Source organism: Nocardioides sp. (assembly GCF_044226765.1).
In the GTDB taxonomy this organism is placed as follows: domain Bacteria; phylum Actinomycetota; class Actinomycetes; order Propionibacteriales; family Nocardioidaceae; genus Nocardioides.
Genome location: NZ_JBGAGJ010000002.1, coordinates 371568 through 394750, shown reverse-complemented (window position 1 = coordinate 394750; position 23183 = coordinate 371568). Strand labels below are relative to the sequence as shown.

The 23183-nt window shown below is 73.2% G+C and carries 22 protein-coding genes and 1 tRNA gene; 11 read left to right on the top strand and 12 right to left on the bottom strand.

The genetic code is table 11. The features are described from left to right. Positions 1-67 precede the first annotated feature (67 nt). Complete coding sequence (locus tag ACILRH_RS06720) at positions 68-190, top strand: hypothetical protein (RefSeq protein WP_395691779.1); 123 nt, start codon at positions 68-70, stop codon at positions 188-190. Positions 191-217: 27 nt separating this feature from the next. Here the strand turns inward: ACILRH_RS06720 and ACILRH_RS06715 are convergent, their stop codons facing one another. From ACILRH_RS06715 to ACILRH_RS06700, 4 genes are all read right to left on the bottom strand, one after another. Further along, complete coding sequence (locus ACILRH_RS06715) at positions 218-877, bottom strand: hypothetical protein (protein ID WP_395691777.1); 660 nt, start codon at positions 875-877, stop codon at positions 218-220. A 171-nt stretch (positions 878-1048) separates the two neighbouring features. Beyond that, positions 1049-2149 carry a 2Fe-2S iron-sulfur cluster-binding protein gene (locus tag ACILRH_RS06710; RefSeq protein WP_395691776.1) on the bottom strand — a complete coding sequence of 367 codons (1101 nt, stop codon included), beginning with the start codon at positions 2147-2149 and terminating at the stop codon, positions 1049-1051. Between the two features lie 4 nt (positions 2150-2153). Next, positions 2154-2447 carry a hypothetical protein gene (locus ACILRH_RS06705; RefSeq protein WP_395691775.1) on the bottom strand — a complete coding sequence of 98 codons (294 nt, stop codon included), beginning with the start codon at positions 2445-2447 and terminating at the stop codon, positions 2154-2156. 4 nt (positions 2448-2451) lie between these two features. Then, positions 2452-3624, bottom strand: a complete 1173-nt coding sequence (locus ACILRH_RS06700; RefSeq protein WP_395691773.1) for a Rieske 2Fe-2S domain-containing protein — start codon at positions 3622-3624, stop codon at positions 2452-2454. A 110-nt stretch (positions 3625-3734) separates the two neighbouring features. On the opposite strand from ACILRH_RS06700, the gene ACILRH_RS06695 reads away from it, so the two are divergent. The 3 genes from ACILRH_RS06695 to ACILRH_RS06685 are packed head-to-tail and all read left to right on the top strand — an operon-like array spanning position 3735 to position 7647. Further along, the gene (locus ACILRH_RS06695; RefSeq protein ID WP_395691772.1) at positions 3735-4925 is read left to right on the top strand and encodes an acyl-CoA dehydrogenase family protein; all 1191 of its coding nucleotides are present in this window, start codon (positions 3735-3737) and stop codon (positions 4923-4925) included. Positions 4926-4975: 50 nt separating this feature from the next. Continuing rightward, the gene (locus ACILRH_RS06690) at positions 4976-6088 is read left to right on the top strand and encodes an acyl-CoA dehydrogenase family protein (RefSeq protein ID WP_395691770.1); all 1113 of its coding nucleotides are present in this window, start codon (positions 4976-4978) and stop codon (positions 6086-6088) included. Beyond that, a complete protein-coding gene (locus tag ACILRH_RS06685) occupies positions 6085-7647 on the top strand; it encodes a long-chain-fatty-acid--CoA ligase (protein ID WP_395691768.1) in 1563 nt (520 codons plus the stop codon). The genes ACILRH_RS06690 and ACILRH_RS06685 overlap by 4 nt, the downstream gene beginning before the upstream one ends. Here ACILRH_RS06685 and ACILRH_RS06680 read toward each other — a convergent pair whose 3' ends face one another. Further along, a complete protein-coding gene (locus ACILRH_RS06680) occupies positions 7648-8433 on the bottom strand; it encodes a spermidine synthase (protein WP_395691767.1) in 786 nt (261 codons plus the stop codon). Positions 8434-8461: 28 nt separating this feature from the next. Here ACILRH_RS06680 and ACILRH_RS06675 point away from each other — a divergent pair, with 28 nt between their 5' ends. Beyond that, on the top strand, positions 8462-9055 hold the full coding sequence (locus ACILRH_RS06675; protein WP_395692087.1) for an AAA family ATPase: 594 nt from the start codon (positions 8462-8464) through the stop codon (positions 9053-9055). 124 nt (positions 9056-9179) lie between these two features. On the opposite strand, the gene ACILRH_RS06670 is transcribed toward ACILRH_RS06675, so the two are convergent. Beyond that, positions 9180-9701 carry a bifunctional adenosylcobinamide kinase/adenosylcobinamide-phosphate guanylyltransferase gene (locus ACILRH_RS06670; protein ID WP_395691766.1) on the bottom strand — a complete coding sequence of 174 codons (522 nt, stop codon included), beginning with the start codon at positions 9699-9701 and terminating at the stop codon, positions 9180-9182. Between the two features lie 211 nt (positions 9702-9912). On the opposite strand from ACILRH_RS06670, the gene ACILRH_RS06665 reads away from it, so the two are divergent. The 4 genes from ACILRH_RS06665 to ACILRH_RS06650 all read left to right on the top strand — a co-directional run bounded on the left by ACILRH_RS06665 (position 9913) and on the right by ACILRH_RS06650 (position 15409). Beyond that, a complete protein-coding gene (locus ACILRH_RS06665; RefSeq protein WP_395691765.1) occupies positions 9913-10191 on the top strand; it encodes a hypothetical protein in 279 nt (92 codons plus the stop codon). Next, positions 10115-10930 (top strand): siderophore-interacting protein, encoded by an 816-nt coding sequence (locus ACILRH_RS06660; protein WP_395691763.1) that lies wholly within the window; start codon positions 10115-10117, stop codon positions 10928-10930. The genes ACILRH_RS06665 and ACILRH_RS06660 overlap by 77 nt, the downstream gene beginning before the upstream one ends. A 61-nt stretch (positions 10931-10991) precedes the next feature. After that, the gene (locus ACILRH_RS06655; protein WP_395691761.1) at positions 10992-13055 is read left to right on the top strand and encodes a phage holin family protein; all 2064 of its coding nucleotides are present in this window, start codon (positions 10992-10994) and stop codon (positions 13053-13055) included. Beyond that, positions 13052-15409 (top strand): lysylphosphatidylglycerol synthase domain-containing protein, encoded by a 2358-nt coding sequence (locus ACILRH_RS06650; RefSeq protein ID WP_395691759.1) that lies wholly within the window; start codon positions 13052-13054, stop codon positions 15407-15409. Before ACILRH_RS06655 ends, ACILRH_RS06650 begins: the two co-directional genes overlap by 4 nt. Here ACILRH_RS06650 and ACILRH_RS06645 read toward each other — a convergent pair. After that, positions 15402-16622, bottom strand: a complete 1221-nt coding sequence (locus ACILRH_RS06645; RefSeq protein ID WP_395691758.1) for an MgtC/SapB family protein — start codon at positions 16620-16622, stop codon at positions 15402-15404. The two genes, ACILRH_RS06650 and ACILRH_RS06645, sit on opposite strands and share 8 nt — an antisense overlap. 69 nt (positions 16623-16691) lie before the next feature. Then, complete coding sequence (locus ACILRH_RS06640) at positions 16692-17840, bottom strand: NDMA-dependent alcohol dehydrogenase (protein WP_395691756.1); 1149 nt, start codon at positions 17838-17840, stop codon at positions 16692-16694. Between the two features lie 148 nt (positions 17841-17988). Between ACILRH_RS06640 and ACILRH_RS06635 the strand changes: the two genes are divergently transcribed. After that, entirely contained in the window at positions 17989-18873 is an 885-nt protein-coding gene (locus ACILRH_RS06635) for an alpha/beta fold hydrolase (RefSeq protein WP_395691754.1), read from the top strand. A 56-nt stretch (positions 18874-18929) separates the two neighbouring features. On the opposite strand, the gene ACILRH_RS06630 is transcribed toward ACILRH_RS06635, so the two are convergent. Both ACILRH_RS06630 and ACILRH_RS06625 read right to left on the bottom strand, forming a co-directional pair. Then, the gene (locus ACILRH_RS06630; RefSeq protein ID WP_395691753.1) at positions 18930-20390 is read right to left on the bottom strand and encodes a WS/DGAT domain-containing protein; all 1461 of its coding nucleotides are present in this window, start codon (positions 20388-20390) and stop codon (positions 18930-18932) included. Between the two features lie 154 nt (positions 20391-20544). Next, positions 20545-20618: transfer RNA gene (locus ACILRH_RS06625), tRNA-Pro, on the bottom strand. A gap of 387 nt (positions 20619-21005) precedes the next feature. Here ACILRH_RS06625 and ACILRH_RS06620 point away from each other — a divergent pair. After that, positions 21006-21692: a hypothetical protein gene (locus ACILRH_RS06620; RefSeq protein WP_395691751.1), complete on the top strand. Its 687-nt coding sequence runs from the start codon at positions 21006-21008 to the stop codon at positions 21690-21692. Here the strand turns inward: ACILRH_RS06620 and ACILRH_RS06615 are convergent. Both ACILRH_RS06615 and ACILRH_RS06610 read right to left on the bottom strand, forming a co-directional pair. After that, positions 21674-22195 carry a DinB family protein gene (locus ACILRH_RS06615; protein WP_395691749.1) on the bottom strand — a complete coding sequence of 174 codons (522 nt, stop codon included), beginning with the start codon at positions 22193-22195 and terminating at the stop codon, positions 21674-21676. The two genes, ACILRH_RS06620 and ACILRH_RS06615, sit on opposite strands and share 19 nt — an antisense overlap. Beyond that, positions 22192-23181 carry a hypothetical protein gene (locus ACILRH_RS06610; protein ID WP_395691748.1) on the bottom strand — a complete coding sequence of 330 codons (990 nt, stop codon included), beginning with the start codon at positions 23179-23181 and terminating at the stop codon, positions 22192-22194. Before ACILRH_RS06610 ends, ACILRH_RS06615 begins: the two co-directional genes overlap by 4 nt. Positions 23182-23183 lie beyond the last annotated feature (2 nt).

Genomic DNA, 23183 nt, shown 5'->3' with positions numbered 1-23183 from the left:
GCTCTTCCCCGGCGGCGTCGGCAACACCTTCGGCGACGCCGCCGCGTTCACCCAGCTGATCGACGAGGTGGAGACCAAGGTCTTCGGGCGGCTGCCGGACGACACCTGGTTCTACCCGGGGCACGGCGGCGACTCCACCCTCGGCGTCGAGCGGCCCGCGCTGCCGCAGTGGCGCGAGCGGGGTTGGTGACGCGGCCGCGCTGACCGGGCGGGCATCTCAGCCGAAGGCGGGCCACCCGCCGTCCAGGCCGCGCCGCGGCGTGAGGCCCGGCTCGGCGATCGGCGGCAGGCGGTCGAACATCTGGAGCTCCACCGGGTCGGCCGACCGGCTCCCCCAGTCCACCAGGCCCTCCAGGCCAGCGACGAGGACGGGGTCCACGGGCCAGGGCGCCCCGTCCAGCGAGATCGGCTCCGGGTCCGACATCAGGCCGGCGACGTCGGGCGCGGACGGGACCGCCGGCAGCACCGGCACCGTGTCCCGGGCCAGCCGGGCGAAGACCTCGAGGCTCGCGGGGTCCGGCGCGGTCCCCGCGTCGAGGTGGTCGAGCAGCATGTCCTCGGCCAGCCCGGCGTCGACCACCGCGACCAGCTGGGCGCTGCCGTGGACCCTGGCCCACCGCCACATGGTGCGCGCCGACATCCGTCGTGCCGCCGACCGGTCCATCACCCGGGCGACCGCGCTGAGCGGGACCGACTCCGCCAGCAGCAGGTTCTCGACGTCGAAGCGCGAGACCCGGTCGGGGTTGACGTGGAGCTGGTGCGACCGGCGCTCCGCCTCGCGCCGGCGGACCCGTCCCCGGCCGGCCGGGCGTGTCGCCACGCCCACCACCGTCCACCCGAGCAGGGTCACCGCGATCAAGCACAGTCCGAGAATCATGGCTCGTCCTCACTGCCGGCCCCTGGGGACGGGACGACGAGGTCGAGGCGCCGTACCGGACCGGGGGTGTCCATTGTTGGCTTGGCGGCACCCTTCCCCGGCCCCGCCTCACCTACGCCTGGGTCGCCCGCACGACTGGACCAGTGGCATGGACCAGTGGTCGCGCGCCCGTCAGTGGTAGGTCACCCGGACGACGTCGGTGACGGGCAGCGACTGGCACCCCAGGCGGATGCCGTCGGCGATGTCCTCCTCGTCCAGGACGTCGTTGTGGAGCATCTTGACCTCGCCCTCGAGCAACCGCACGGCGCATGCCGAGCACTCCCCCTCGCGGCACGAGTACGGCGCCTTCACTCCCTTGGCCTCGAGGTGCTCCAGCAGCGTGGTGCCGGGCGCCCAGTCGTCGAAGCGGTGCACCTCGCCGTCGAGCTCGGCCTCGAGCCGGACCGGGGCCTGCGGGACGTCCGGCGCGTCGACGGCCTCGCCCGGGTCCGCCTCGTCGCGCTCCGCGTCCTCGATCTCGTGCTCCGCGACCTCCCGCTCGTGCAGGTCGCCGAAGGGGTTGCCGCCGAGCGACACGAACTTCTCCTGGTGCCGCCGCTCGCGCGGGAACTCCAGCTCGCGCAGCGCCGCGACCGCCAGCTTCATGAACGGTGCCGGGCCGCACACGAACGCGTCGTACGACGTGAACGCCGACGCGAACGCGCGCACCTGGTCCTGGCTGGGCAGCCCCTGCACGGACTCCAGCCAGTGCACGACCTGCAGCCGCTGCGGGTGCTCGGCGGAGAGCCGGGTCAGCTCCTCGGCGAAGATGACCGATCGCTCGTCCCGGTTGGCGTAGAACAGCACGATCCGGCCCGAACCCTCGGCGAGCGCGGTGCGGGTGATCGACATGACGGGGGTGATGCCGCTCCCCCCGGCCAGCAGCAGCAGGTCGGCGTCGAGCGAGGCCGGCGTGAAGATGCCGCTCGGCGGCAGCACCCGGATGGTGTCGCCCACGCGCAGGTGGTCGCACACCCAGTTCGACGCGTAGCCGTCGACGGTGCGCTTGACGGTGATCGTGAGGGGGCCGGCGCCCAACGGGCTGCTCGACAGCGAGTAGCACCGCGCGGCCACACCGGTGAGGTCGCTCGGGACCGCGAGGGTCAGGAACTGCCCGGGCCGGTAGCGGAACTGCTCCTCGGCCCCCGCGGGGACGCCGAAGGAGATCGAGCGGGCGTCGTCGGTCTCCTCGACGACGTCCACGACCTCGAGCTCGAAGGACTCCTCTGCCATGCGATCAGTAACCGTCCTCGGCGCCGATGGTGACGCGACCCTCCCGGACGGCGGCCTCGATGCTCGCCATCATCCGCGGGCACGCGGGGTGCGACGCACGCAGCCCGTGCCGCCGGGACAGCTCCGGGCACTGGTCGCGCGCGTCCGCCGTCCACTGGATGGAGGTGTGGTGCTCGCTGTTCTTCTTCACCCCGACCGTGGCCAGGCAGTCGAGGCAGGCGACCTCCACCAGCCGGGCGGAGGTGTAGAGGCGCTGGTCCTCGAGGGTCTCCGGGCTCTGCGGCACGAACGACGCCATCGGCTCAGGTCCCCGTCATGATCTGCTGCGACGAGGGGTCCGCCGGGCCGCCCTCCGCCTCGCGACGGCGCAGGTTCTCGGCGACCTCCTCCTGCCAGAACTCGTTGGCCTTGGTCGTGTCGACCTCGAACTCGAAGCGGTCGGTCATCTCCGGCGTCACGTCGGCCCTGTCGACGTAGAACTGCTCGTACCACCGGCGCAGCTGGTAGACCGGCCCGTCCTCCTCGCAGAGCAGCGGGTTCTGCACCGGCGCCTTGTTCAGCCAGATGTGGACGTCCTGCTCGAAGCCCTCCTTGAAGGTCTCGGAGTAGCGCCGGCCGATGTACTGCGCCGTCTCCTCGTCGACACCCTCGGGCTTCTTCACGCACACGCCGTACTGCAGCTTGAACGAGCTCTGGCTCGTCGGCACGTGGCAGTTGATGAGGATGACCTCGGTCTCGAAGCCCTTGTAGTCCACGTGGAGCCAGTTGATCATGTACGACGGCCCGTAGTAGGTCGCCTCGGACTTCAGCACCAGGTTCGCGTCGCCGTACCCGCTCCCGCCGACATCGGGCCGTCCGCGCGACTCCATGAACTGGGTCGCCGTGTGGCCCTCGAAGACGTTGCGGAACGAGGTCGGGAAGGCGAAGTGGATGTAGAAGAAGTGCGCCATGTCCACGACGTTGTCGATGATCTCGCGGCAGTGCGCGGTCGGGACGTCGAGCACCTCCCACGTCCAGTCGGTGTAGGCGTCGGTGCCCACGCCCGGCAGCTCCGGGGGCAGCACGTCCAGGTCGGCCTCGCTGCCCTCGGCGTCGTGCCAGACCAGGACCTGGCCGTTGCGCACCACGACCGGGTAGCGGTGCGTGCGGGCGCGCAGCGGGACCCGCCGGGCGTACGGGATCTGCTTGCACCGGCCGTCGCCGCCCCACCGCCAGTCGTGGAAGGGACAGGCGATCTCGTCGCCCTTGACGGTGCCCTGGGTCAGGTCGCCGCCCATGTGCCGGCAGTAGCCGTCGAGCACCTGGATCTCCCCCTGGGAGTCGGCCCAGACGACGAGCTTGCCGCCGAAGGCCTCGACCGCGTGGGGGGTGCCGTCGCGGAAGGCGTCGACCAGCCCGAGGCAGTGCCACCCGCGTGCGAAGCGCTCGGGTGGTGTCCCCGGGTCGAGGGTCCTGACGCTCCGTGTGTCCGTCATGGGCGTGCCTCCAGACCTGTGGACCGAAACTTAGAACAGGTTATAGTTTTCCCGGCTGTGATTCCACCCGGGGACACCCCGGCAACCTCCTCTCGAGAAAGCAGAGTCGCATGCACATCGCCCTGACGCCGGAGCAGGAGCGGCTCCGCGAGGAGCTGCGCGAGTACTTCGCCGCCCTGGTCACGCCCGAGGTCCGGGCGGGACTGTCGCCCTCCTCCGGCGAGTTCGGGGACGAGCAGGTCTACAAGGACGTCATCCGGCAGCTCGGCACCGACGGCTGGCTCGGCATCGGCTGGCCGGCGGAGTACGGCGGGCAGGCCCGGTCGATGACCGACCAGCTGATCTTCACCGACGCCGCTGCGGTGGCCGGCGTGCCGATCCCCTACCTGACGCTCAACACCGTCGGCCCGACGATCATGCGCTACGGCACCGACGCGCAGAAGGAGCACTTCCTGCCCCGGATCCTGCGCGGCGAGCTGCACTTCTCCATCGGCTACTCCGAGCCCGGCTCGGGCACGGACCTGGCCTCGCTGAAGACCCGCGCCGTGCAGGAGGGCGACGAGTGGGTCATCAACGGGCAGAAGATGTGGACCTCGCTGATCCAGTACGCCGACTGGATCTGGCTCGCCTGCCGCACCGACCCCGACCTGCCCCGGCACAAGGGCCTGTCGATGATCCTGGTGCCGGCCGACGCGCCGGGGTTCTCCTATACGCCGGTGCACACGGTCGCGGGCGTCACGACCAGCGCGACCTACTACGAGGACGTCCGCGTCCCGGTGGGCAACCTGGTCGGCGAGCTCAACGGCGGCTGGTCGCTGATGACCAACCAGCTCAACCACGAGCGGGTCGCGCTCACCTCGGCCGCGCCGCTGACCCAGTCGATCGACCTGGTGCGGCGCTGGGCGCAGGAGACCAAGGGCCCGCGCGGTGACCGGGTGATCGACGCGGAGTGGGTGCAGGTCGCGCTCGGACGGGCGCACGCCCGGACCGAGGCGCTGCGGCTGATCAACTGGAAGCTGGCAGCCGACGCCGACGCGGGCGTCGACCTCTCGCCGGCCGAGGCCTCCGCGACCAAGATCTACGGCTCCGAGCTCGCCACCGAGGTCTACCGGTCGCTCATGGAGATCGTGGGTCCGAACGCCGGCCTCACCGCCGACTCCGACGGCGCGGTCCTGCAGGGCCGGCTCGAGCGGTTCCACCGCTCGGCCCTGGTGATGACCTTCGGCGGCGGCACCAACGAGATCCAGCGCGACATCATCGGCTACGTCGGACTCGGCCTGCCCGCCCCGAAGCGATCCTGACCCTTCCGCTGGTCGAGCTTGTCGAGACCCCGCACGACGAAAGGCACCCGATGGACTTCCGGTTCACCCAGGAGCAGGACGAGGCCGCAGAGCTGGCCGCGAGCATCCTGCGCGACCGCACCGGCACCGAGCGGCTCAAGGCCGTCGAGGCCGGCGGCGACCGCTTCGACCGCGAGCTGTGGGCCGAGCTCGGGGAGGCGGGCCTGCTCGGCCTGGCCCTGCCCGAGGCGTACGACGGCGCCGGGCTCGGCCTGGTCGAGCTGTGCCGCGTGCTGGTCGAGGTCGGTCGCACCGTCGCCCCCGTCCCGCTGGTGGCACACGGCCCGGCGTCCCGCCTGCTCGCCGAGCACGGCTCCGAGGCGCAGCAGCAGCGCTGGCTGCCCGGTGCCGCGGCCGGCACGACGGTCCTCACACTGGCGCTGGCCGAGGACCTGACCTGGGCGCCCGACCGCCCGGCCACGACGGCGACCCCCGACGGTGACGGCCACCGGGTCACCGGCAGCAAGGCCGTCGTGCCCGCCGGGCCGTACGCCGACGCCTTCCTCGTGCCCGCCGAGACGTCGTCCGGGGTTGCCGTGTTCCTGGTGGAGCCGGGCGACCCCGGCGTCACCGTCGTCACCCAGCACGTCTCCGACGGCGACGCGGTCGCCCGGCTCGACCTGGAGGGCGTGACGCTGGGTCCCGACCGTCTCGTGGGCGCTGCCGACGGCGTCGCCGCGCACCGGCTGCGCCAGCTCGGGGTCCTCGCCGGCGCGGCGGAGCAGGTGGGGGTGACCGAGGGGGCGCTGCGCCTCACGGCGGCGTACGCCGGCACCCGCGAGCAGTTCGGCCGCCCGATCGGGACGTTCCAGGCGGTGTCGCAGCGGCTCGCCGACGGCTACATCGACGTGCTCGGCCAGCGGCTCACGCTGTGGCAGGCCGCCTGGCGCCTGGACGAGGGCCTGCCCGCCGACACCGAGGTCGCCATCGCGAAGCTGTGGGCGGCCGACGCGGGCCACCGCCTGGCGCACACGACCGTGCACGTCCACGGTGGCGTCGGCATCGACCTGGACGGCGAGGCGCACCGCTACTTCACCAGCGCCAAGCGCTTCGAGCTCCTCCACGGCGGGGCGACCGAGCAGGCGCTCACCGTCGGACGGGCCCTGGCCGCCGAGCCCGCGTGACGCTGCCGACCGTCCGCGAGCAGCTGCTCGCCCGGGCGGACGACGAGCGCCCCGGCCTGCTCTTCGAGGACGACTCCTGGTCCTGGGCCCAGGTCGTGCGCGAGTCGTGCGTGCGCAGCGGGGTCCTCGACGCGCTGCTCGACCCCGGCCGGCCGCGGCACGTCGGTGTGCTGCTGGAGAACGTCCCCGAGTTCTTGTTCCTGCTCGGCGGCGCCGCGCTGGGCGGCCAGGTCGTCGTCGGGCTCAACCCGACCCGGCGCGGTCCCGCCCTCGCGGCCGACGTGGCCCGCGCCGACGTCCAGGCCGTGGTGACCGACGCGGCGCACGCCGACCTGCTCGCGGACGTCGACGTGCCGGTCCTGCCCCTGGACTCCCCCGACTGGGCGGCCCTGCTGGAGGTGCACGCCGACGCCGAGGTGCCGCCGGTCGCGATCGGGCCGGACGACGTGATGATGCTGATCTTCACGTCCGGCACCTCCGGTGACCCCAAGGCGGTCAACGTGACCCAGGCGAAGGTCGCCCACCCCGGCCGGTTCCTCGCCGAGCGGTTCGGCCTCTCCCCCGCCGACACCGCCTACCTGTCGATGCCGCTGTTCCACTCCAACGCGGTGATGGCCGGCTGGGGTCCCGCGCTGGCGGCCGGGGCGACGGTCGCGCTGGCGCGCCGCTTCTCCGCGTCGGGCTTCCTGCCCGACGTACGTCGGTTCGGCGCGACGTACGCCAACTACGTCGGCAAGCCGCTGACCTACGTCATGGCGACTCCCGAGCGGCCCGACGACGCGGACAACCCCCTGCGCCTGGTCTTCGGCAACGAGGCCAACGACCGCGACATCGAGGGCTTCGCGCGCAGGTTCGGCTGCCTCGTCGTCGACTCCTACTCCTCCACCGAGAACGCCGTCGTGGTGCAGCGGGTGCCGGGGATGCCCGCCGGCAGCCTGGGCCGGCCCGTGGACGGCGTCAAGGTGCTCGACCCGGTGACGACCCGGGAGACGCCGGACGCCGTCTTCGACCAGCACGGCGTGCTGCTCAACCCCGACGAGGCGACCGGGGAGCTGGTCAACACCCTGGGGTCCGGCGCGTTCGCCGGCTACTACCGCGACCCGGGCGCCGAGGCCGAGCGGATGCGCGGGGGCATGTACTGGTCCGGCGATCTCGCCTACCGCGACGCCGACGGGTTCGTGTACTTCGCGGGCCGCACGGCGGACTGGCTGCGCGTCGACGGCGAGAACCTCGCCGCGGCCCCGGTCGAGCGGATCCTGCTGCGGCACCCGTCGGTCGTCGAGGCCGCGGTCTACGCGGTGCCCGACCCCGACGTCGGCGACCAGGTCGTGGCGGCGCTGGTCGTGTCCGGCCCGCTCGACCCGACCGGGTGGGAGGAGTTCCTCGCCGAGCAGCCGGACCTCTCCGCCAAGGCCTGGCCCCGCTTCGTGCGGGTCGTCGAGTCGCTCCCGCGGACGGCCACCAACAAGGTGCTCAAGCGGGCCCTCGCCGCGGAGGGCGCGGTCGCGGGCGACGGGCTCCTGTGGACCCGGGCCGAGCGCGGCACGTCGTACTCCTGATCAGCCCGGCGCGGGCGACGGCTCGCTGTCGGCGTCGGTGAAGGGCGTGCCGCCGCCGAAGGAGTCGCTGACCTGGCGTGCTTCGAGCACCCGGTACGGCGCCGCAGAGCTCGCCGCCCGGGCGCGGAGCGGGTCCAGCGGCACCGGGCCGCGCGAGGCGACGACGACCAGGTTGCCCAGCCGGCGGGCCCGCAGCGTCGCCGGCTCGGCCGTGAGCAGCACGTCGGCGAACACCGCCCGGACACCGGCCACCACGCGCCGGGTCCAGCCGAAGGGCGCCCGGTCGGTGAGGTTGAGCACCAGCAGCCCGTGCGCGTCGAGGACCCGGGCGGCGTCGACGAGGTACTCGGACGTCACCAGGTCGGCGGGCACCCGGGCGTCGTCGAACGCGTCGACGACCAGCAGGTCCGCCTGCCCGTCGCGCAGCTCGGCGGTCCCGGTCCGCCCGTCGACGGGCCGGACCTTGATGCCGCTGCGCGGCGGGAGGGGCGCCTCGGACCGGACCAGGTCGGTCATCGCCGCCACGGGCTCGAGGACGACCTGGGCCGAGCGGGGACGGGTCGCGGCGACGTACCGGGGCAGCGTCAGCGCCCCGCCGCCGACGTGTACCACCCGCACCGGTTCACCGGGGGCACCGCAGGCGTCGACGACGTCGGCGATCCGGCGCACGTAGGCGAACTCGATCCGGCGCGGGTCGTCGAGGTCGACGTGGGACTGCTGCATCCCGGCCATCCGGAGCACCACCGTCCCCGGCCGGTCACCCGGCACGATCTGAGGGTCTGGCACCCCCGCACCGTACGATGCCGCGGTGCCGATGTCCGGGGTGCCAGCGTCCGGGATGCTCCACGCGGACGACCCGCTCCCCCGCCGGCCGCAGCGGGTGGCGATCGCGGGCGTCTCGGGATCGGGCAAGAGCACCCTGGCCCGCCGGCTGGCCGAGGTCCTCGACCTGCCGCACCACGAGCTGGACGCCTTCTTCCACGGACCGGGCTGGACGAAGCGGCCGGAGTTCGAGGCCGACGTCGACGCGTTCGTCGCGACGGACCGGTGGGTGACCGAGTGGCAGTACGACCACGCCCGGCCGCTGCTCGCCGCCCGCGCCGACCTCCTCGTGTGGCTCGACCTGCCCTTCCCGGTCACCTTCAGCCGGGTCGTCCGACGGACGGTACGCCGGCGGTGGCGCCGCGAGGAGCTGTGGAACGGCAACCAGGAGGGTCCGCTGCACACCTTCCTCACCGACCGCGAGCACATCGTGCGGTGGGCGATCAGCACCCGCAACCTCTACGACCAGCGCATCCCCGCCGTCCGCGCCGCCCATCCCGACCTCCCGGTCGTGCGCCTGCGCCGCCGGCGCGACGTCGAGCGCTGGCTCCGCGACGTCGTCGCACCGCTCGCCGGTCCGCCCTGACCCCCACCGAGCAGCCCGACGTGGCGAACGCCGGTGTCGGGTCGTGTGCCTGAGACCGACCGTGGGGTAGGTGTGAGGCACACGACCCGTGGGAGCCGGTCGCCGACCAGGTCTCCCGCCGGCCTCACAGCAGCAGGACCCGGCCGGCCACCATCAGGTGGACCTGGTCCGACACGGCGGCGATCCGCTGGTTCACCTCGCCGAGGAGCTCGCGGTAGAGCCGGCCGGTGCGGTGCTCCGGGACGACGCCGAGGCCGACCTCGTTGGTGACCAGGACCCGGTCGTGGTCGGTGCCCACCAGGGCCGCGAGGGCGGCGTCCAGCTCCTCGTCGACGTACGCCGTCACGTCCTCGGCGCGGGCGTCCCAGATCCCGGCGTCGTCGAGCAGGCGGGTGAGCCAGGAGCCGACGGAGTCGACCAGCACCGGGCCGGGCGTCCACAGCGCCTCCGCCAGGTCGCCGGTCTCGGAGACCGACCAGGTGGTCCCGGGGTGCCGCTGCCGCAGGACGCCCAGCCGGGCCGCCCAGGCCGGGTCGTCGTGCAGCGGCCGTGGCCGGACGTAGGTCACGTCGGGATGGTGAGCGAGCAGCTCCTCGGCACGGTGCGACCGTCCCGACCGCACGCCGCCGGTGACCAGGACCCTCACGCGTCGACCCTCACGCGTGCAGGGTGCCAGACCCGCGGGCGCGGCGGACCGGAGTCGGGCCAAGAGTCCGGGCCCTTGGTCCTCCGGTCCCCGGGACTGGTCCTCCGGCGCTCGGGACCGCCGACCCTGCCGACCGGGCCCGCCGCGCTGCGACCGTGGCCGTGGACCGCCACCCGGCGAGGACCCAGCGACCCTGGCGACGGAGGAGCCCATGCCCGCTCAGTACGACGGCAACAACTACGTCATGACCCAGACGAACGTGATGTGGTGGGTCGTCTTCATCAGCATCGTCATCCTCCTCACGGTCGCGCTGCTCGCGCTCTACCTGTGGGCGACCTACCGGGCCTGCGAGACGACGCGCGCGGACGCCGAGGTTAGGGTTGCCTCACCGGAACCGGTGGAGGGAGCCCTGGATGGCGGTGTGGCACGCGACGGTGCGGAGCGCGAGCTGGCTCACGCCGGCGCTGGTCCGGGTGGTGCTGCGGGGTGACGGCCTGTCGGGCTTCGCGACGCCCGACGCCACCGACACCTACGTCAACCTCGCCTTCCCGCCCGCCGACGCGCCGTACGGGCCGGTGTTCGCCCCCGCCGAGGTGCGCGAGCACTATCCGGCCGAGCTGTGGCCCGCGCGCCGCCGCTACACGGTCCGGCGGTGGGAGCCCGCGACCGAGAGCCTGACGCTGGACTTCGTCGTCCACGGCGACGACGGCGTCGGCGGGCCCTGGGCGGCCTCGGCCGCGCCCGGGGACGTCCTCGTCATGGAAGGCCCCGGGGGCAGCTACCGGCCCGACCCGGCGGCGGCCTGCCACCTCCTGGCCGGCGACGAGTCGGCCCTGCCCGCGGTCGCGGCCTCGCTCGAGGCGGTGCCCGCCGGCCAGCGGGCGGTCGCACGGATCGTCTGCGACGGACCCGAGCACGAGGTCGACCTCTCCTGCCCCGGCGAGCTGGACCTCCGGTGGCTGCACCGCACCGGCTCCGGAGACGCCGAGCTGCTCCTGCGCGCGGTCGAGGACCTCGACCTCCCCGCGTCCGGGGTGCAGGCGTTCGTGCACGGCGAGGCCGACGAGATCCGCGGCGTACGCCGGCACCTGCTCGTCGAGCGCGGGCTGACCCGCGCCGACATGTCCTGCTCGCCCTACTGGCGGCGCACCATGACCGACGAGGCGTGGCGCCGGGTGAAGCGCGACTTCGTGGCGCAGATGGACGCCGACGTCGAGCCGGTCGCCTGAGGGCGAAAGTCACCCGCAACGGGCCAACGCCGGGCAGGCCCGGACCACTAGCGTCGCCGCCATGGTCGGGACCCCGGACGGCACGCGCCACCGTCGGCGGTTGCGGCGAGGCGACGTCGGGCGCGCCTTCCTCGGGCTCCTGGGCGCCACCGTCGGCTTCCTGCTGACCTCCTGGCTGCTCCCGGACTTCCAGGTCACCAGCGTCGCCCAGGCGTTCCTCGCCGCGATCCTGGTCGCGGTCATCGGGGCCGTGCTCCGCGTCTTCCTCGTCGAGGCGGCGGTCCTGCTGGGCTGGGTGGGTGCGATCCTGCTCGGCCTGCTGGGGCAGGCGGTCGCGGTGTGGGTGGTCTTCTACGCGCCGTACGGGCTGTCCGCCGCCGACCTGGTGACGGCCGTGCTCGCCTCCTGGATCGTCGCGATCACCTCCACGTTGTTCGTCTGGGTCGGCACCGCGGGCACCGACGACGCGGTGACCGCCACGCTCCTGCGCCGCGCGCGGCGCAAGCAGGCGAGCATCCCCGACCCCGACGTGCCCGGCATCGTCTTCGTCCAGGCCGACGGGGTCCCCTACCCCGTCCTGGACTGGTGCGTCCGAGCGGGGACACTGCCGACCCTGTCACGCTGGATCCGCGACGGGTCCCACCGGGCGGTCGAGTGGCGGCCCAAGCTGCCCGCGACGACGCCGGCCAGCCAGATGGGCATCCTGCACGGCACCATCGACGGCATCCCGGCGTTCCGCTGGGTCGACCGGCCGACCGGCAAGGTCTACGTCGCCAACCGGCCCGGCGACGCGGCAGCGATCGAGGCGATGCACTCCGACGGCCGCGGGCTCCTGGTCGACGACGGGGTCTCGGTGAGCAACCTGTTCACCGGCGACGCGCCCACGGCGTACGTCACGATGAGCGCGGTCGGCCGCAGCCAGGAGACCCGCGAGTCGCGGCGCACGATCTCGGAGTTCCTCGGACGGCCCGCGGGCTTCGCGCGCAGCATGACGCGTGCCCTGAGCGAGATCGTCCGGGAGCGGTTCCAAGCCCGCCGGGCGATCCGGCGCGACATCCGGCCGCGCGTGCACCGGGGCTGGGGCTTCACGATGGAGCGCGCCGCCCTGACCGGCGTCGTCCGCGACCTCAACACCACCCTGGTCGCGGACGCGATGCTCAAGGGCCGCCGCAGCATCTACGTGGACTACGTCGACTACGACGCGGTCGCCCACCACTGCGGCATCCTGCAGCCCGAGTCGCTCGACGCCCTGGCGGGCATCGACGCGGTGCTCGCCCAGCTCGAGGCGATCGCCGCGGTCGCGCCGCGCAGGTACCACCTGGTCGTGCTCTCCGACCACGGCCAGTCCCAGGGCGCGATCTTCGTGGACCGCTACGGCGAGGACCTGGCGACGCTCGTCTCCCGGCTCGCCGACGCGCCGGCGCTCGGCGCGGTGGACAACAACGAGGCGAGCGGCTCGCTGAACTCGATGATGGCCGGCAGCGCCGACCAGGACTCGGTGGTGGGCCGGGCATTCGGCCGGGCGTCCGACCGGATCACCGAGGACTCCCTCGAGGCGGAGAGCGCCCGGCCCGACGAGGAGCGATTCGTCGTCTTCGGCTCGGGCAACCTGGGCCTCGTCTACGTCGCGGGCCAGGACCACCGGCTGACCCGGACCGAGCTCGACCAGCGCTTCCCCGCGCTGCTCCCCGGGCTCGTCGCGCACCCGGGCGTCGGCTTCGTCGTCGTGGACACGGTCGAGCACGGTCCGGTCGCCTACGGCGCCGACGGCGAGCACCGGGTCCGCGACCGGGTCGTCGTCGGGGTCGACCCGCTGGCGCCGTACGGCGAGCACGCCCCGGAGTTCGTCCTGCGCGCAGCCACGATGGCCGAGGCGCCGGACGTCTACGTCAACAGCCTGGTCGACGACCTCGACGAGGTCGCGGCGTTCGAGGGGCTCGTCGCGTGCCACGGCGGGCTCGGCGGCTGGCAGGACCGTGGCATGGTCGTCCACCCCGTCGACCTCCCGATGCCGACCGACATGGTCATCGGCGCCGACGCCCTGCACCGGGTCCTCGTCGGCTGGCTGGAGGGCTGCGGGCACCGCCGGGACCTTCCCACCGAGGCGCCCGAGGGCGCGGCGTGAGCGACGCGGACCGGCGCACGCGCCGGTTCTTCGTCCAGGGCGGCGGCTTCTCCCGCCGGCCGGTCGACCTCGCCATCGGCGTCCTCGGCGTACTCGTCGTCGCGGTCAGCACCCGCGAGGTCGCCACCGGCGCCGGCGACCTCGACGCCGCGGTGCGCCACCTCGCGGACGACCTGCCGCGGTGGCTGGTCGGCGTCTTCGAGGCGGCCTACTTCCTCGGCTTCGTGTATGCCGCGGCCGCGGCGGTGCTGACCCTGCTGACCTTCACGCGCCGGGGTCGCCTGCCCCTCACCCTCCTCCTCGCCGCAGCGGTCGCGATCGCCGGCGTGCTCGTCGCGTCGTTCCTGGCTGGTGAGGGCTGGCCGGACCTCGACCCCGCGCCGGCGTACGGCGCGAGCGAGTCGACCTTCCCCGTCGTCCGGATCGCCGTGTCGGCCGCCGTGCTGCTCGTGCTGCGCCCGTGGCTGGTGCTGGCCTACCGGCGGCTGAGCATGACCATCGTGGTCATCCAGTGCCTGGCCGCCTGGATGATCGGCATCGGCGGCCCGACCGACGTGGCCGGCGCCCTCGGCGTCGGTCTGGCCGCCGCCGGGATCGCGCTGGTGGTCTTCGGCTCCCCCGCCGGCTACCCCGACCTCGCCCAGGTGGCCCGCGCCCTCGACGAGCTCGGGGTCGAGGCAGACCACCTGGAGTTCGCCGAGCACCAGCCATGGGGGGTGCGCGAGCTGACCGCGGTGTCGCCGACGCTCGGCCCGCTGGTCGTGAAGATCTACGGACGGGACGCGAGCGATGCGCACCGAGCCGCCCGATGGGGGCGGTCGCTGGCCTACCGCGACCAGTCGGCACCGGACGCCACGCGGCTCCAGCTGGTCGAGCACGAGGCGCTCGTGACGCTGCTGGCCGGCAAGGCCGGCGTCGCCGTGCCCGAGGTCGTCGCGGCCGGAGCGGACCAGGGCGACGCCGTGCTCGCCCTCACCGCGCCGCCACCCCCGCTCGCGGAGCGTGACGACCTCGACGACGCGACACTCGACGCGGTCTGGGCCGCCGTCCGGCGGCTCCACCGGGCCGGTCTCGCCCACACCCGGCTCACCCTGGAGCGCGTCGGCCAGGCGGCCGACGGGGCCGTGGTGATCTCCGACTTCGCCGAGGGACGGGTCGCCGCGTCGGTGGCCGACAAGGGCCGTGAGGTCGCCACGCAGCTGACCGCGCAGGCCCTCCTGGTCGGCCCGGAGCGGGCGGCAGGTGCCGCCATCGCGGGCCTGGGCGCCGACGCTGTCGCGGCATCCCTGCCCTACCTGCAGCGAGCCGCTCTCCCTCGCTCGCTGCGGGCCACGGACGGGGTGAAGGCGGCGCTGCCCGCGCTGGTCGCCGTCATCACCGAACGCACCGGGGTCGAGCCGCCGGCGCCCGCACCGATCGTCCGGGTCAAGCTGCGCGACCTGCTGCAGACCGGACTCATCCTGTTCGCGGCGTACGCCCTGCTGTCGACCCTGGTGGGCATCGACTGGAACACGGTGGTGAACACCTGGCAGAACGCCGCCTGGGGCTGGGTCGCCGCCGGCCTGGTCGTGGCCCAGGCGACGTCGGTCGCCGACTCGGTCTCGACGATGTCGGCGGTCCCGAGCCGGCTGCCGCTGTGGCCGCTGGTGCAGATCCAGTACGCCGTGAAGACCGTCGGCCTGGCGATCTCCGCGACGGTCGGGCGCGTCGCCCTGACCACCTCGTTCCTCCGCCGGTTCGGCGAGCCGCCCACCGTCGCCGTGAGCGCCGCGGCCCTCGACGCCTTCGCAGCGTCGGTGTGCAACGCCATCGTGGTGGTGCTCGGGCTGATCTTCGTCAACCGGGTCCCGAGCGTCTCCCTCAGCGGACCCGACGACCTCGACCAGCTCGCCCTGCTGCTGGTCGTCGTGCTCGTCGTCTCGGTCCTGGTCCTGGTGCTCGTCCGGCCGCTGCGCGCCAAGGTCGTCGAGGCGGGGCGCGCCCAGTGGGCCTCCCTGCGCATCGTCACCGCGAGCCCCACCCGCGCGCTGCTCATGTTCGGCAGCAACCTGGTCTCGCTGCTGATCACCGGACTCTGCCTCACCCTCATGGTGCAGGGGCTCTACCCGGGTCCGGGCTTCGCCGACTGCGTGTTCGTGGTCGCCGCGGCCGCACTCTTCTCGGCCCTCATTCCCGTGCCGGGCAACGTCGGCGTCGCCGAGGCCGCCCTCACCGCTGGGCTCGTCGCCGTGGGCGTCCCGAGCGGGCCGGCGTTCGCGATCGCCGTCACCCAGCGGATCGCGACCTCGTACGGCCCGGACGTGTACGGCGCCTGGGCGCTGCGGTGGCTGCGGAGGGCCGACTGGGTCAGCTGAGGAGGAGGATCCCGAGCGCCACCACCGCGACGGCCGGCAGGTGCCAGAGCAGCGTGGCGACGCCGAAGCGGAGCCCGCCACCCGCCAGCGCCGCGACGAGCTTGCTCACCGTGTTCGTGGCCAGCCCGATGCCGACCGCGACGACGGCCGTCGACACGGCGAGCTCACCCCGGTGCGCGAGCGTGGCGACGGCGACGGCGGAGGCATGGGTGTCGGCCAGGCTCCCGATGGCCGCAGCCAGGGTCGCCCCCGAGGCGCCGTACCGGTGGTCGAGCCAGGTCGCCAGGAGCAGGACGCCCGAGATCACGCCGGCGATCACGACCGCGGGGAGGAGCGCGAACGGGCGGCCGATCTCGGCGTCCGGCCCGGTCGTCCCCGCTCGACGACCGAGCGCCAGCGCCTCCAGCACGAGCACCGCGATCCCGGCCGCCAGCGCCGGGTACAGACGGACGGCGACGTCGGTGTCGGCGATCGTGGTCAGCACCCCGACCTCGACGAGCGTGGCGACGCTCGCCGTCAGTGCACCGCCGAGGGCGGCCGGCACGGGTGCGTCGGACCGGCGCACGCGCAGCCCCATCGCACCGATCGTGGCGGTGCCGGACACGAACCCCCCGGCCAGTCCGGCCACCAGCAGCCCGCGGCTCGCGCCGAGTGCCCGCGTCGCGGCGTACCCCACCCACCCGATCGCGCAGATCAGCACGACCAGCAACCAGATCCGCTGCGGCACCAGGACGCCGTACGGGCCGACCGACCCCGACGGCAGCAGCGGCAGCACGATGAACGCCGCCACGAAGAACCGCAGCGCGTCAGTGCGCTCGAGGTCGGTGATCGTGTCGCGGACGAAGTGGTGCAGCGTGTCCTTCGACACCAGGACGACGGTCATCGCCACCGCCGCACCGGCGGCGAACGCCGGCTGGCTGCGGGTCAGCGCGCCCAGCGCGAACGTCGCCAGCAGCGCGACCTCGCTGGTGACGCCCGGGTCGGTGCGCCGCGAGTCGACGTAGGAGATGGCGACCAGCGTGGCCACACCCGCGAGCAGCAGGGCGCCCAGGGCGGCGCCGAGCAGCGACGCGACACAGCCCAGCAGCCCGACGATCGCGAACGTGCGCACACCGGCACTGCCCGCCTCCGCCTTCGAGCGCTCACGCTCGGCGCCGACGAGCAGCCCGATCGCCAGCGACTCTCCCGCTGCACGCCAGACCTCGGCGTCCATGCACCCAGCGTCGGACCGGAGGGGGGTCTCCGGTCAGTGCCGCACGGCCCCCTTCCCGGGGGCGCTAGGTCACTCGTAGCGGATGACGCCGCGGATGTTCTTGCCGTCGCGCATGTCCTGGTAGCCCTGGTTGATCTCGTCGAGGGTGTACTCGGTGGTCACCATCTCGTCGAGCTTGAGCTTGCCGTCCATGTAGAGGTCGAGCAGGCGCGGGATGTCGTAGCGCGGGTTGGCGTTGCCGAAGATGCAGCCGACCAGCTCCTTGCGCATCATCGACATCTCGAAGAGGTTGAGCTTCACGTCGTCGGCCATCATGTTCGCCACCGACGTGACGACGCCGCGGCCGGCCTTCTTCACCAGGCTCATCATCGGAGCGATCAGCTCCCCCTCGGCGAGTCCGACGGCCAGGATCGCCTTGTCGGCCATCATGCCGGCGGTCAGCTCGCTGATCACGGCCTGCGCGTCGGCCATGGACGCCGCGGTGTGCGTCGCGCCCAGCGTCAGCGCCTTCTCGCGCTTCCAGTCGACCGGGTCGACGGCGACGACGAACCGCGCCCCGGCCATCGCGGCGCCCTGGACGGCGCTCATGCCGATGCCGCCGAGGCCCATCACGGCGACCGTCTCGCCGGACTGCACGTCCGCGGCGTAGGTCGCCGAGCCCCAGCCGGTGGTGACGCCGCAGCCGACCAGCGCGGCGCGCTCGAGCGGGACGTCCGGGCGGATCTTCACGGCGCTGTCGACGTTGACGACGGTGTAGGGCGAGAACGTGCCGAGCCCGACCATGATGCCGAGGTCGCGACCGTCCTTGGCGTGGTGGCGGTAGGAGAAGTCGCTGAGCTGCAGGCCGCTGAGCAGGAAGGCGCCGAGGTCGCACAGGTGCTGGTGCCCGGTGGAGCAGGAGGGGCACTTGCCGCAGGACGGGATGAAGCTGAAGACGACGTGGTCGCCGACCTCGAAGCCGGCCGTGTCCGGGCCCACCTCCTGGACCACGCCGGCGCCCTCGTGGCCTCCGATGATCGGGAACTGCTTGAGCCCGAAGGCCTCGGCGAGCTCGGGGTCGAGGACCATGTCGCCGGTCACCAGGTGCTCGTCGGAGTGGCAGAGACCGGAGGCCGCGAGCTTGACCAGGATCTCGCCCTTCTTGGGCGGGTCCAGCTCGATGTCCTCCACGCTCCAGTCGGTGTGCGGCTCCCACAGGATGGCGGCGCGAGTCTTCATGGGTCTCCCTCGGCAGAAGTAGAACACGTTCTTGTGCAGACGGTAGCGCGTCGGGTGACGCCTGTCACCGATTGCGTGGGTCAGACTCGGACCCACACCCTCGACCGGCTCCTCGGGGACGACCGGCCGACCACGAGGAGGACGTGCCATGACCGCTCCGGACCCGATCCTGACCCCCACCGCCGCCGGCACCGTCGAGCACGTCGACGTCGGTGCGGGACCCCCGGTGCTGTTCGTCCACGGCTCGCCCGGCGGGTGCGACCAGGGCGCGCTGATGACCCGGTTCCTCACCGACCGGCACCGGGTCGTGGCGCTCTCCCGTCCCGGCTTCCGCGCGACGCCGCTGATGGAGGACAACCGCACGCCCGAGCAGCAGGCCGGCCTGGAGATCGCGCTGATGGACGCCCTGGACATCGACCGGTTCGGCGTCGTCTGCTGGTCGGGCGGCGGGCCGTCGTCGTACTCGCTCGCCGCCCGGCACCCCGACCGGGTCACGTCGGTGGTGGCACTGGCCGCCGTGAGCACCTCCTTCCGCCCCGACCTGCGCCGGCGGGTGGGACTGGCCGAGGAGAAGCTGCTGATGAACCGATTCGGCCGCTGGCTCACCGGCAAGGTCGCCGACCACGCGCCGGCCACGACCGTGAAGGGTCTCCTCGGCGAGGAGGGCGACCTGTCCCGCGCCCAGGCCAAGGAGCTCGCGGCCGAGATCCTGGCCGACGACGAGCAGCGGTCGTTCGCGCTCGAGCTCTTCGACACGATCACGGGACCGCGACGGCACGGCTTCACCAACGACATCCACCAGTACGCCGCGCTCGACCTGCCGCTGGCCGACGTCCGGGCGCCGGTCCTGCTCGTCCACGCGCGCACCGACGCCGACGTGGGCTACGACCAGAGCCTCCACGCCCACGAGCACCTGCCGGACGCTCGCCTGGTGACCGTCGACGTCGGCACGCACCTGTCCGCATGGATCGGACCGGAGGCGCCCGGCATCCAGGCGCAGGTGCGCGACCACCTCGCCGCGCACCCTGCCTAATCGACCCTGCCTGATCGGACCTGCCTGATCGGACCTGCCTGATCGGACCTGCCTGATCAGGCGCTGGCGGAGAGTCGCTCGAACGCCGCGACGAAGCCGCTCATGACCGACTCGGCGTCGGGCACCAGGCCGGCGTCGGCGGCCAGCCCGACGAACACCTTGCCGTCGTAGCTGTAGATCGTCATGCTCATCGCCTGGTCGGCAGCGGTGGGCGCCCAGCCCATCATCGCCACGACCCGCTGGCCGGCGGCGTAGAGCGGGACCTGAGGTCCGGGGACGTTGGTGAGCACGCCGACCGCCCGGTTCGCGAGCAGGTCGATCGCCGCTCGGTAGAGCCCCTTGCTCATCCGGGCGATGAGGGCCTGGATGCCGAAGTCCACGACGGCCTCGTGGCCGCGCTTGATGCGGCCCATCCGGTCCTGTACCACCCGGAGGGTGTCCTCGATCTCGTGGGTATGCGTCGGGAGCTCCAGCTGCACGAGCGCGAAGCCGTTGCCGAGGACGATCGGCAGGTCGGGGTCGAAGGGCTGGAGGTTGACCGGGACGTCCCAGGTGACGCTGTGGCACACCGTGCCCTGGGTCTCGAGGTAGGTGCGCAGGGCGTCCGCCACGCACGTGACGAGCACGTCGTTGACGGTCGCGCCGTGGGCGTGCGCCACCCGCTTGGTCTCCGCCAGGGACAGCGGCTCGGTCCAGGTGATCGTCTTGCGGTCGCCCACGTGTCCGGTCCAGGCCGCGTTGTCGTTGCGCGTGCCGAGCACGAGCTTGCGGACGGTGTCGAGGTCCCCCGGGAGGGCGGCCGCGGTCCGGCTGGTGAGGGCACCGGCGGCGGCACCGCCCAGTGACAGGGCGGTATGGGCGGCACCGAGCGGGTTCGTCACCGCCGTCCGGGCCAGCTGCACGGACCCGCCCACCGCTGCGGACGCGAGCCCGAGGACACCCGGCGGAGTCTGATCGGCGGCCTCGACCGCGGGCTCGTGGGCGACGCCCTCGGGCACCGGGACGGCGGGCGTGCCATCGGGATCGGCGTCGAAGATGCTGAGCGTCAGCTGGACCATCCGGATGCCGTCGGCGATCGCGTGGTGCGCGCGGAACAGCACCGCGCTGCCACCCCGGTAGTTGTCGATGAGGAACGAGCGCCACAGCGGCTCGTCGGGATCGAGCTGCACGACCCGCTGCTCGGCCACCAGGGCCTGCAGCTCGGCCTCACCGCCCGGGTCCGGCAGCACCACATGCTCGTAGCGCGACTCGACCTCGGCGCCGAGCTGCTCCTCCCACCACCAGCCGCCGTCGTCGCCGCGGACGGCGACGCTGCGGAACACCGGGTAGCGGTCCCACAGCCGCTCGCGCATCGTGTCGAGGTAGCGGTCCCAGTCGATCGGCTCCTCGGTCCAGAAGAGGCTGTCGACCACCATCAGGTTGCCCGGGGTGTCCATCTCCAGCCACAGCGCGTCCTGGCCACCCAGCCGCTGCCGCCGTCCGCTGCCGTCGACCCGGGGATCCGTCGTCGTGCTCATGTGCCGATCCTGTCGGCAGCGCGACGGCGCGGGCAGGGGCGAACGTCACGTCCGCCGGGACGGTTGGCGGGCGGGCCGGGCGGGAGACCCCGGGAGACAGGTCGAGGCGGGCTCCCCGGACCGGGAAGACCGCCTCTGACCTGCTGGAACTCGGTCGGGCTGACAGGATTTGAACCTGCGACCCCTTGACCCCCAGTCAAGTGCGCTACCAAGCTGCGCTACAGCCCGAGTGGCCCTGTCGGACCGCGGGAAACCCTACCGCACCGGGAGGCCCGCCCCGGAATCGCTCCCCCTGTCGGTGCTGCCACCCAGCGTGCGGCCATGGGCCGCCGACGCGCCTACGACGACCAGGGCCTCGCTCGGGTCGTCGCCACTTCTCGCTCCTGGCGTGGCGTGCTACGAGCCCTCGCCCTGACCGCCACGTCTGGGACTGCGGTGCGGGCTCGCGCCGATGAGCTCGGCATCGATCACCGACACGTCACCGGCACGCGCCGGTGGTCGGCGCAGACCTGGCCCGATAGCGACCCGGGAGGGTGGATGAATCCCCGGTCAGCCGGGGATTCCTGACGTTGTCAGGGGTTGCAACACCCGACAACGTCAGGAAGAGCCTGACCGGTGGGACTGGCGGGTCTGGTGGGGCTGGCGCTCGGGTCGGTACGACGGCGCGAGCCCGACCCGAGCACCGGTCACACCCTCGCCAGGCCGGTGGCGACCGGGGCCTGCCAGTGCCGCCAGCTCGCGGCGCCAGCGGTGCATCGCTCCACCCAGTCGTCGGAAGTGGCCGAGCGTGGCGGCGTCGGGCGATCGCACACCACCGCGTTGACGGGGCACGCCGCACGGCTCGGCCTGGACACCGGCCACCTGTCCAGGACTCCGACCCGGCCGGACCCGTTCTCCGTTCCGGGGCCCCGGCTCGACCGGCTCCCCCGCGCCGGGTCGTTGCTGGCGGCGGGATGGCTGGCGCTGTGCGGGTACGAGATCTCCTGGCCGCTGGAGCCCGCGGTCTACGACCTGGTGGCCGGCCGGAGGCTGCTGCGGGTGCAGGTGAAGACGACGACCTCCGTGCCGGACGCACGTGGGTCGTGCGGCTCACCAGGTCCAGCGACGCGCAGCGCCCGTACGACCCGGACGACATCGATGCGTTCGCAGTCGTCAACGGGGGACCTGCGTCCCTATCTCATCCCCGCTTCGGTGGTCGGCGGCCTCCAGGCCATCCACGTCGGTGCCGACGAGGACTACCGGCTCGACCAGGGACAGCCGACGACCGGATCCACGACTCAGGCTCAGCCCATCGACTTCTGACCGTCGATGGTCTCGCGGAGGATGTCGGCGTGGCCGGCGTGCTGAGCCGTCTCGGCGACGATGTGGGTGAAGACCCGGCGTGCGGACCAGGTGGCGCCGGGCTCGAACCACGGAGCTGCCGGCAGCGGCTGGCGGGCGTCCAGGTCGACGGTGCGGACCAGCTCGTCGGTGGCGGCCGCCACCTCGTCGTACGTGGCCAGGAGGCCGGCCAGCGTCTCGTCGCCGAGCATCCGGAACCCGTCCTGGTAGGCCTTCACCCGCTCCGGTGGGTTGCTCCAGTCGACGTTCGCCCAGTCGATGTCGGGCTCGGGCGCAGGGCCCTCGACGACGAAGCGGGCCCAGGTGCGTTCCACCTCCGCCACATGCTTGACCAGCCCGCCGAGCGACAGCTCGCTGACGGTGGGTCGGGAGCGGGCATCGTCGTCCGACAGGCCGCGAACGGTGACTCGGAACAGGTCGCGGTGCTTGTGCAGGAGGTCCAGGAGATCGTCGCGTTCGCTCATGGACCGACCGTAGACGCGCGCACCGACACCTGGCCCGAGTCGTCGGAGACCTTCAGCGAGGAGGTGTCCACGGCGACGAACGCCGACGCCGGGATCCGCTTGAGCTCCTCGACCAGACGGTCGGGCCAGCGGGCGTCCTGCTCGCCCTGGAAGTACCAGGGCGACCCGTTGTCGGCGAGCACGAGGCCGTACCTCTTCATCGCCTCGATGACCGCGACGGCGTACGCCGAGAAGCCGGTGGTCGGGAAGCCGGCGCGCAGCCGGAACCGCGCACCCATCGGCGGGTAGGCCAGCGACGAGCGCGACCCGGCGTCGTGCCGGGCGGGCCAGAGGTGGTGCCGGCTCGTGACGTCGGTGGTGAACCGGATGGCGTGGTCGACGTCGCGGGCCCGCACCTCGTTCCACCGCAACAGGCCAGGGAGGATCGGGAGGCCGGCCGCGTCGGCCGAGGTCCAGCCGTCCGGGCGCAGCGCGTTGGACCGCAGCGACCAGACGGCCCCCGAGCCGGCGACCCAGCGGCCGTGGCTGACCCGGGTGTTCCACGTCTCGTAGAGCCGGCAGGTGCCCTTGTCGACCACGATCGCGTGCTTGTCCCCCGCCGATCCGCGGCCACCCTCGATCCGGGTGTCGCGCCCGAGCGGGTAGCGCACCCGGTCGCTCTCCGACGCGTAGTCGAAACGCACCGGCACCTTCGCGTGCCCGGGCCCCACGACGGTCACCGGGATGCCGTAGTCGGGCCCGTCACCGTAGGACGGTCCGAAGTCGGGGTGCAGGTCGACACCGGTCGACATGTGCGAGAGCCACTGCCGGCTGCGGGGGTGGACCGGCAGCCGGCTGACGTCGGCGTGCCACCAGCTGTCCGCCGGGAAGGTCTCGCACGTGGTGCCGGCCACCGGTCTCCCGACCGCCGGGACGGTCGCGGACGCACACCCGACGGAGGTGAGGCCGAGCGGGACCGCGGCGACGAGGACCAGGAGACGCCTCATGG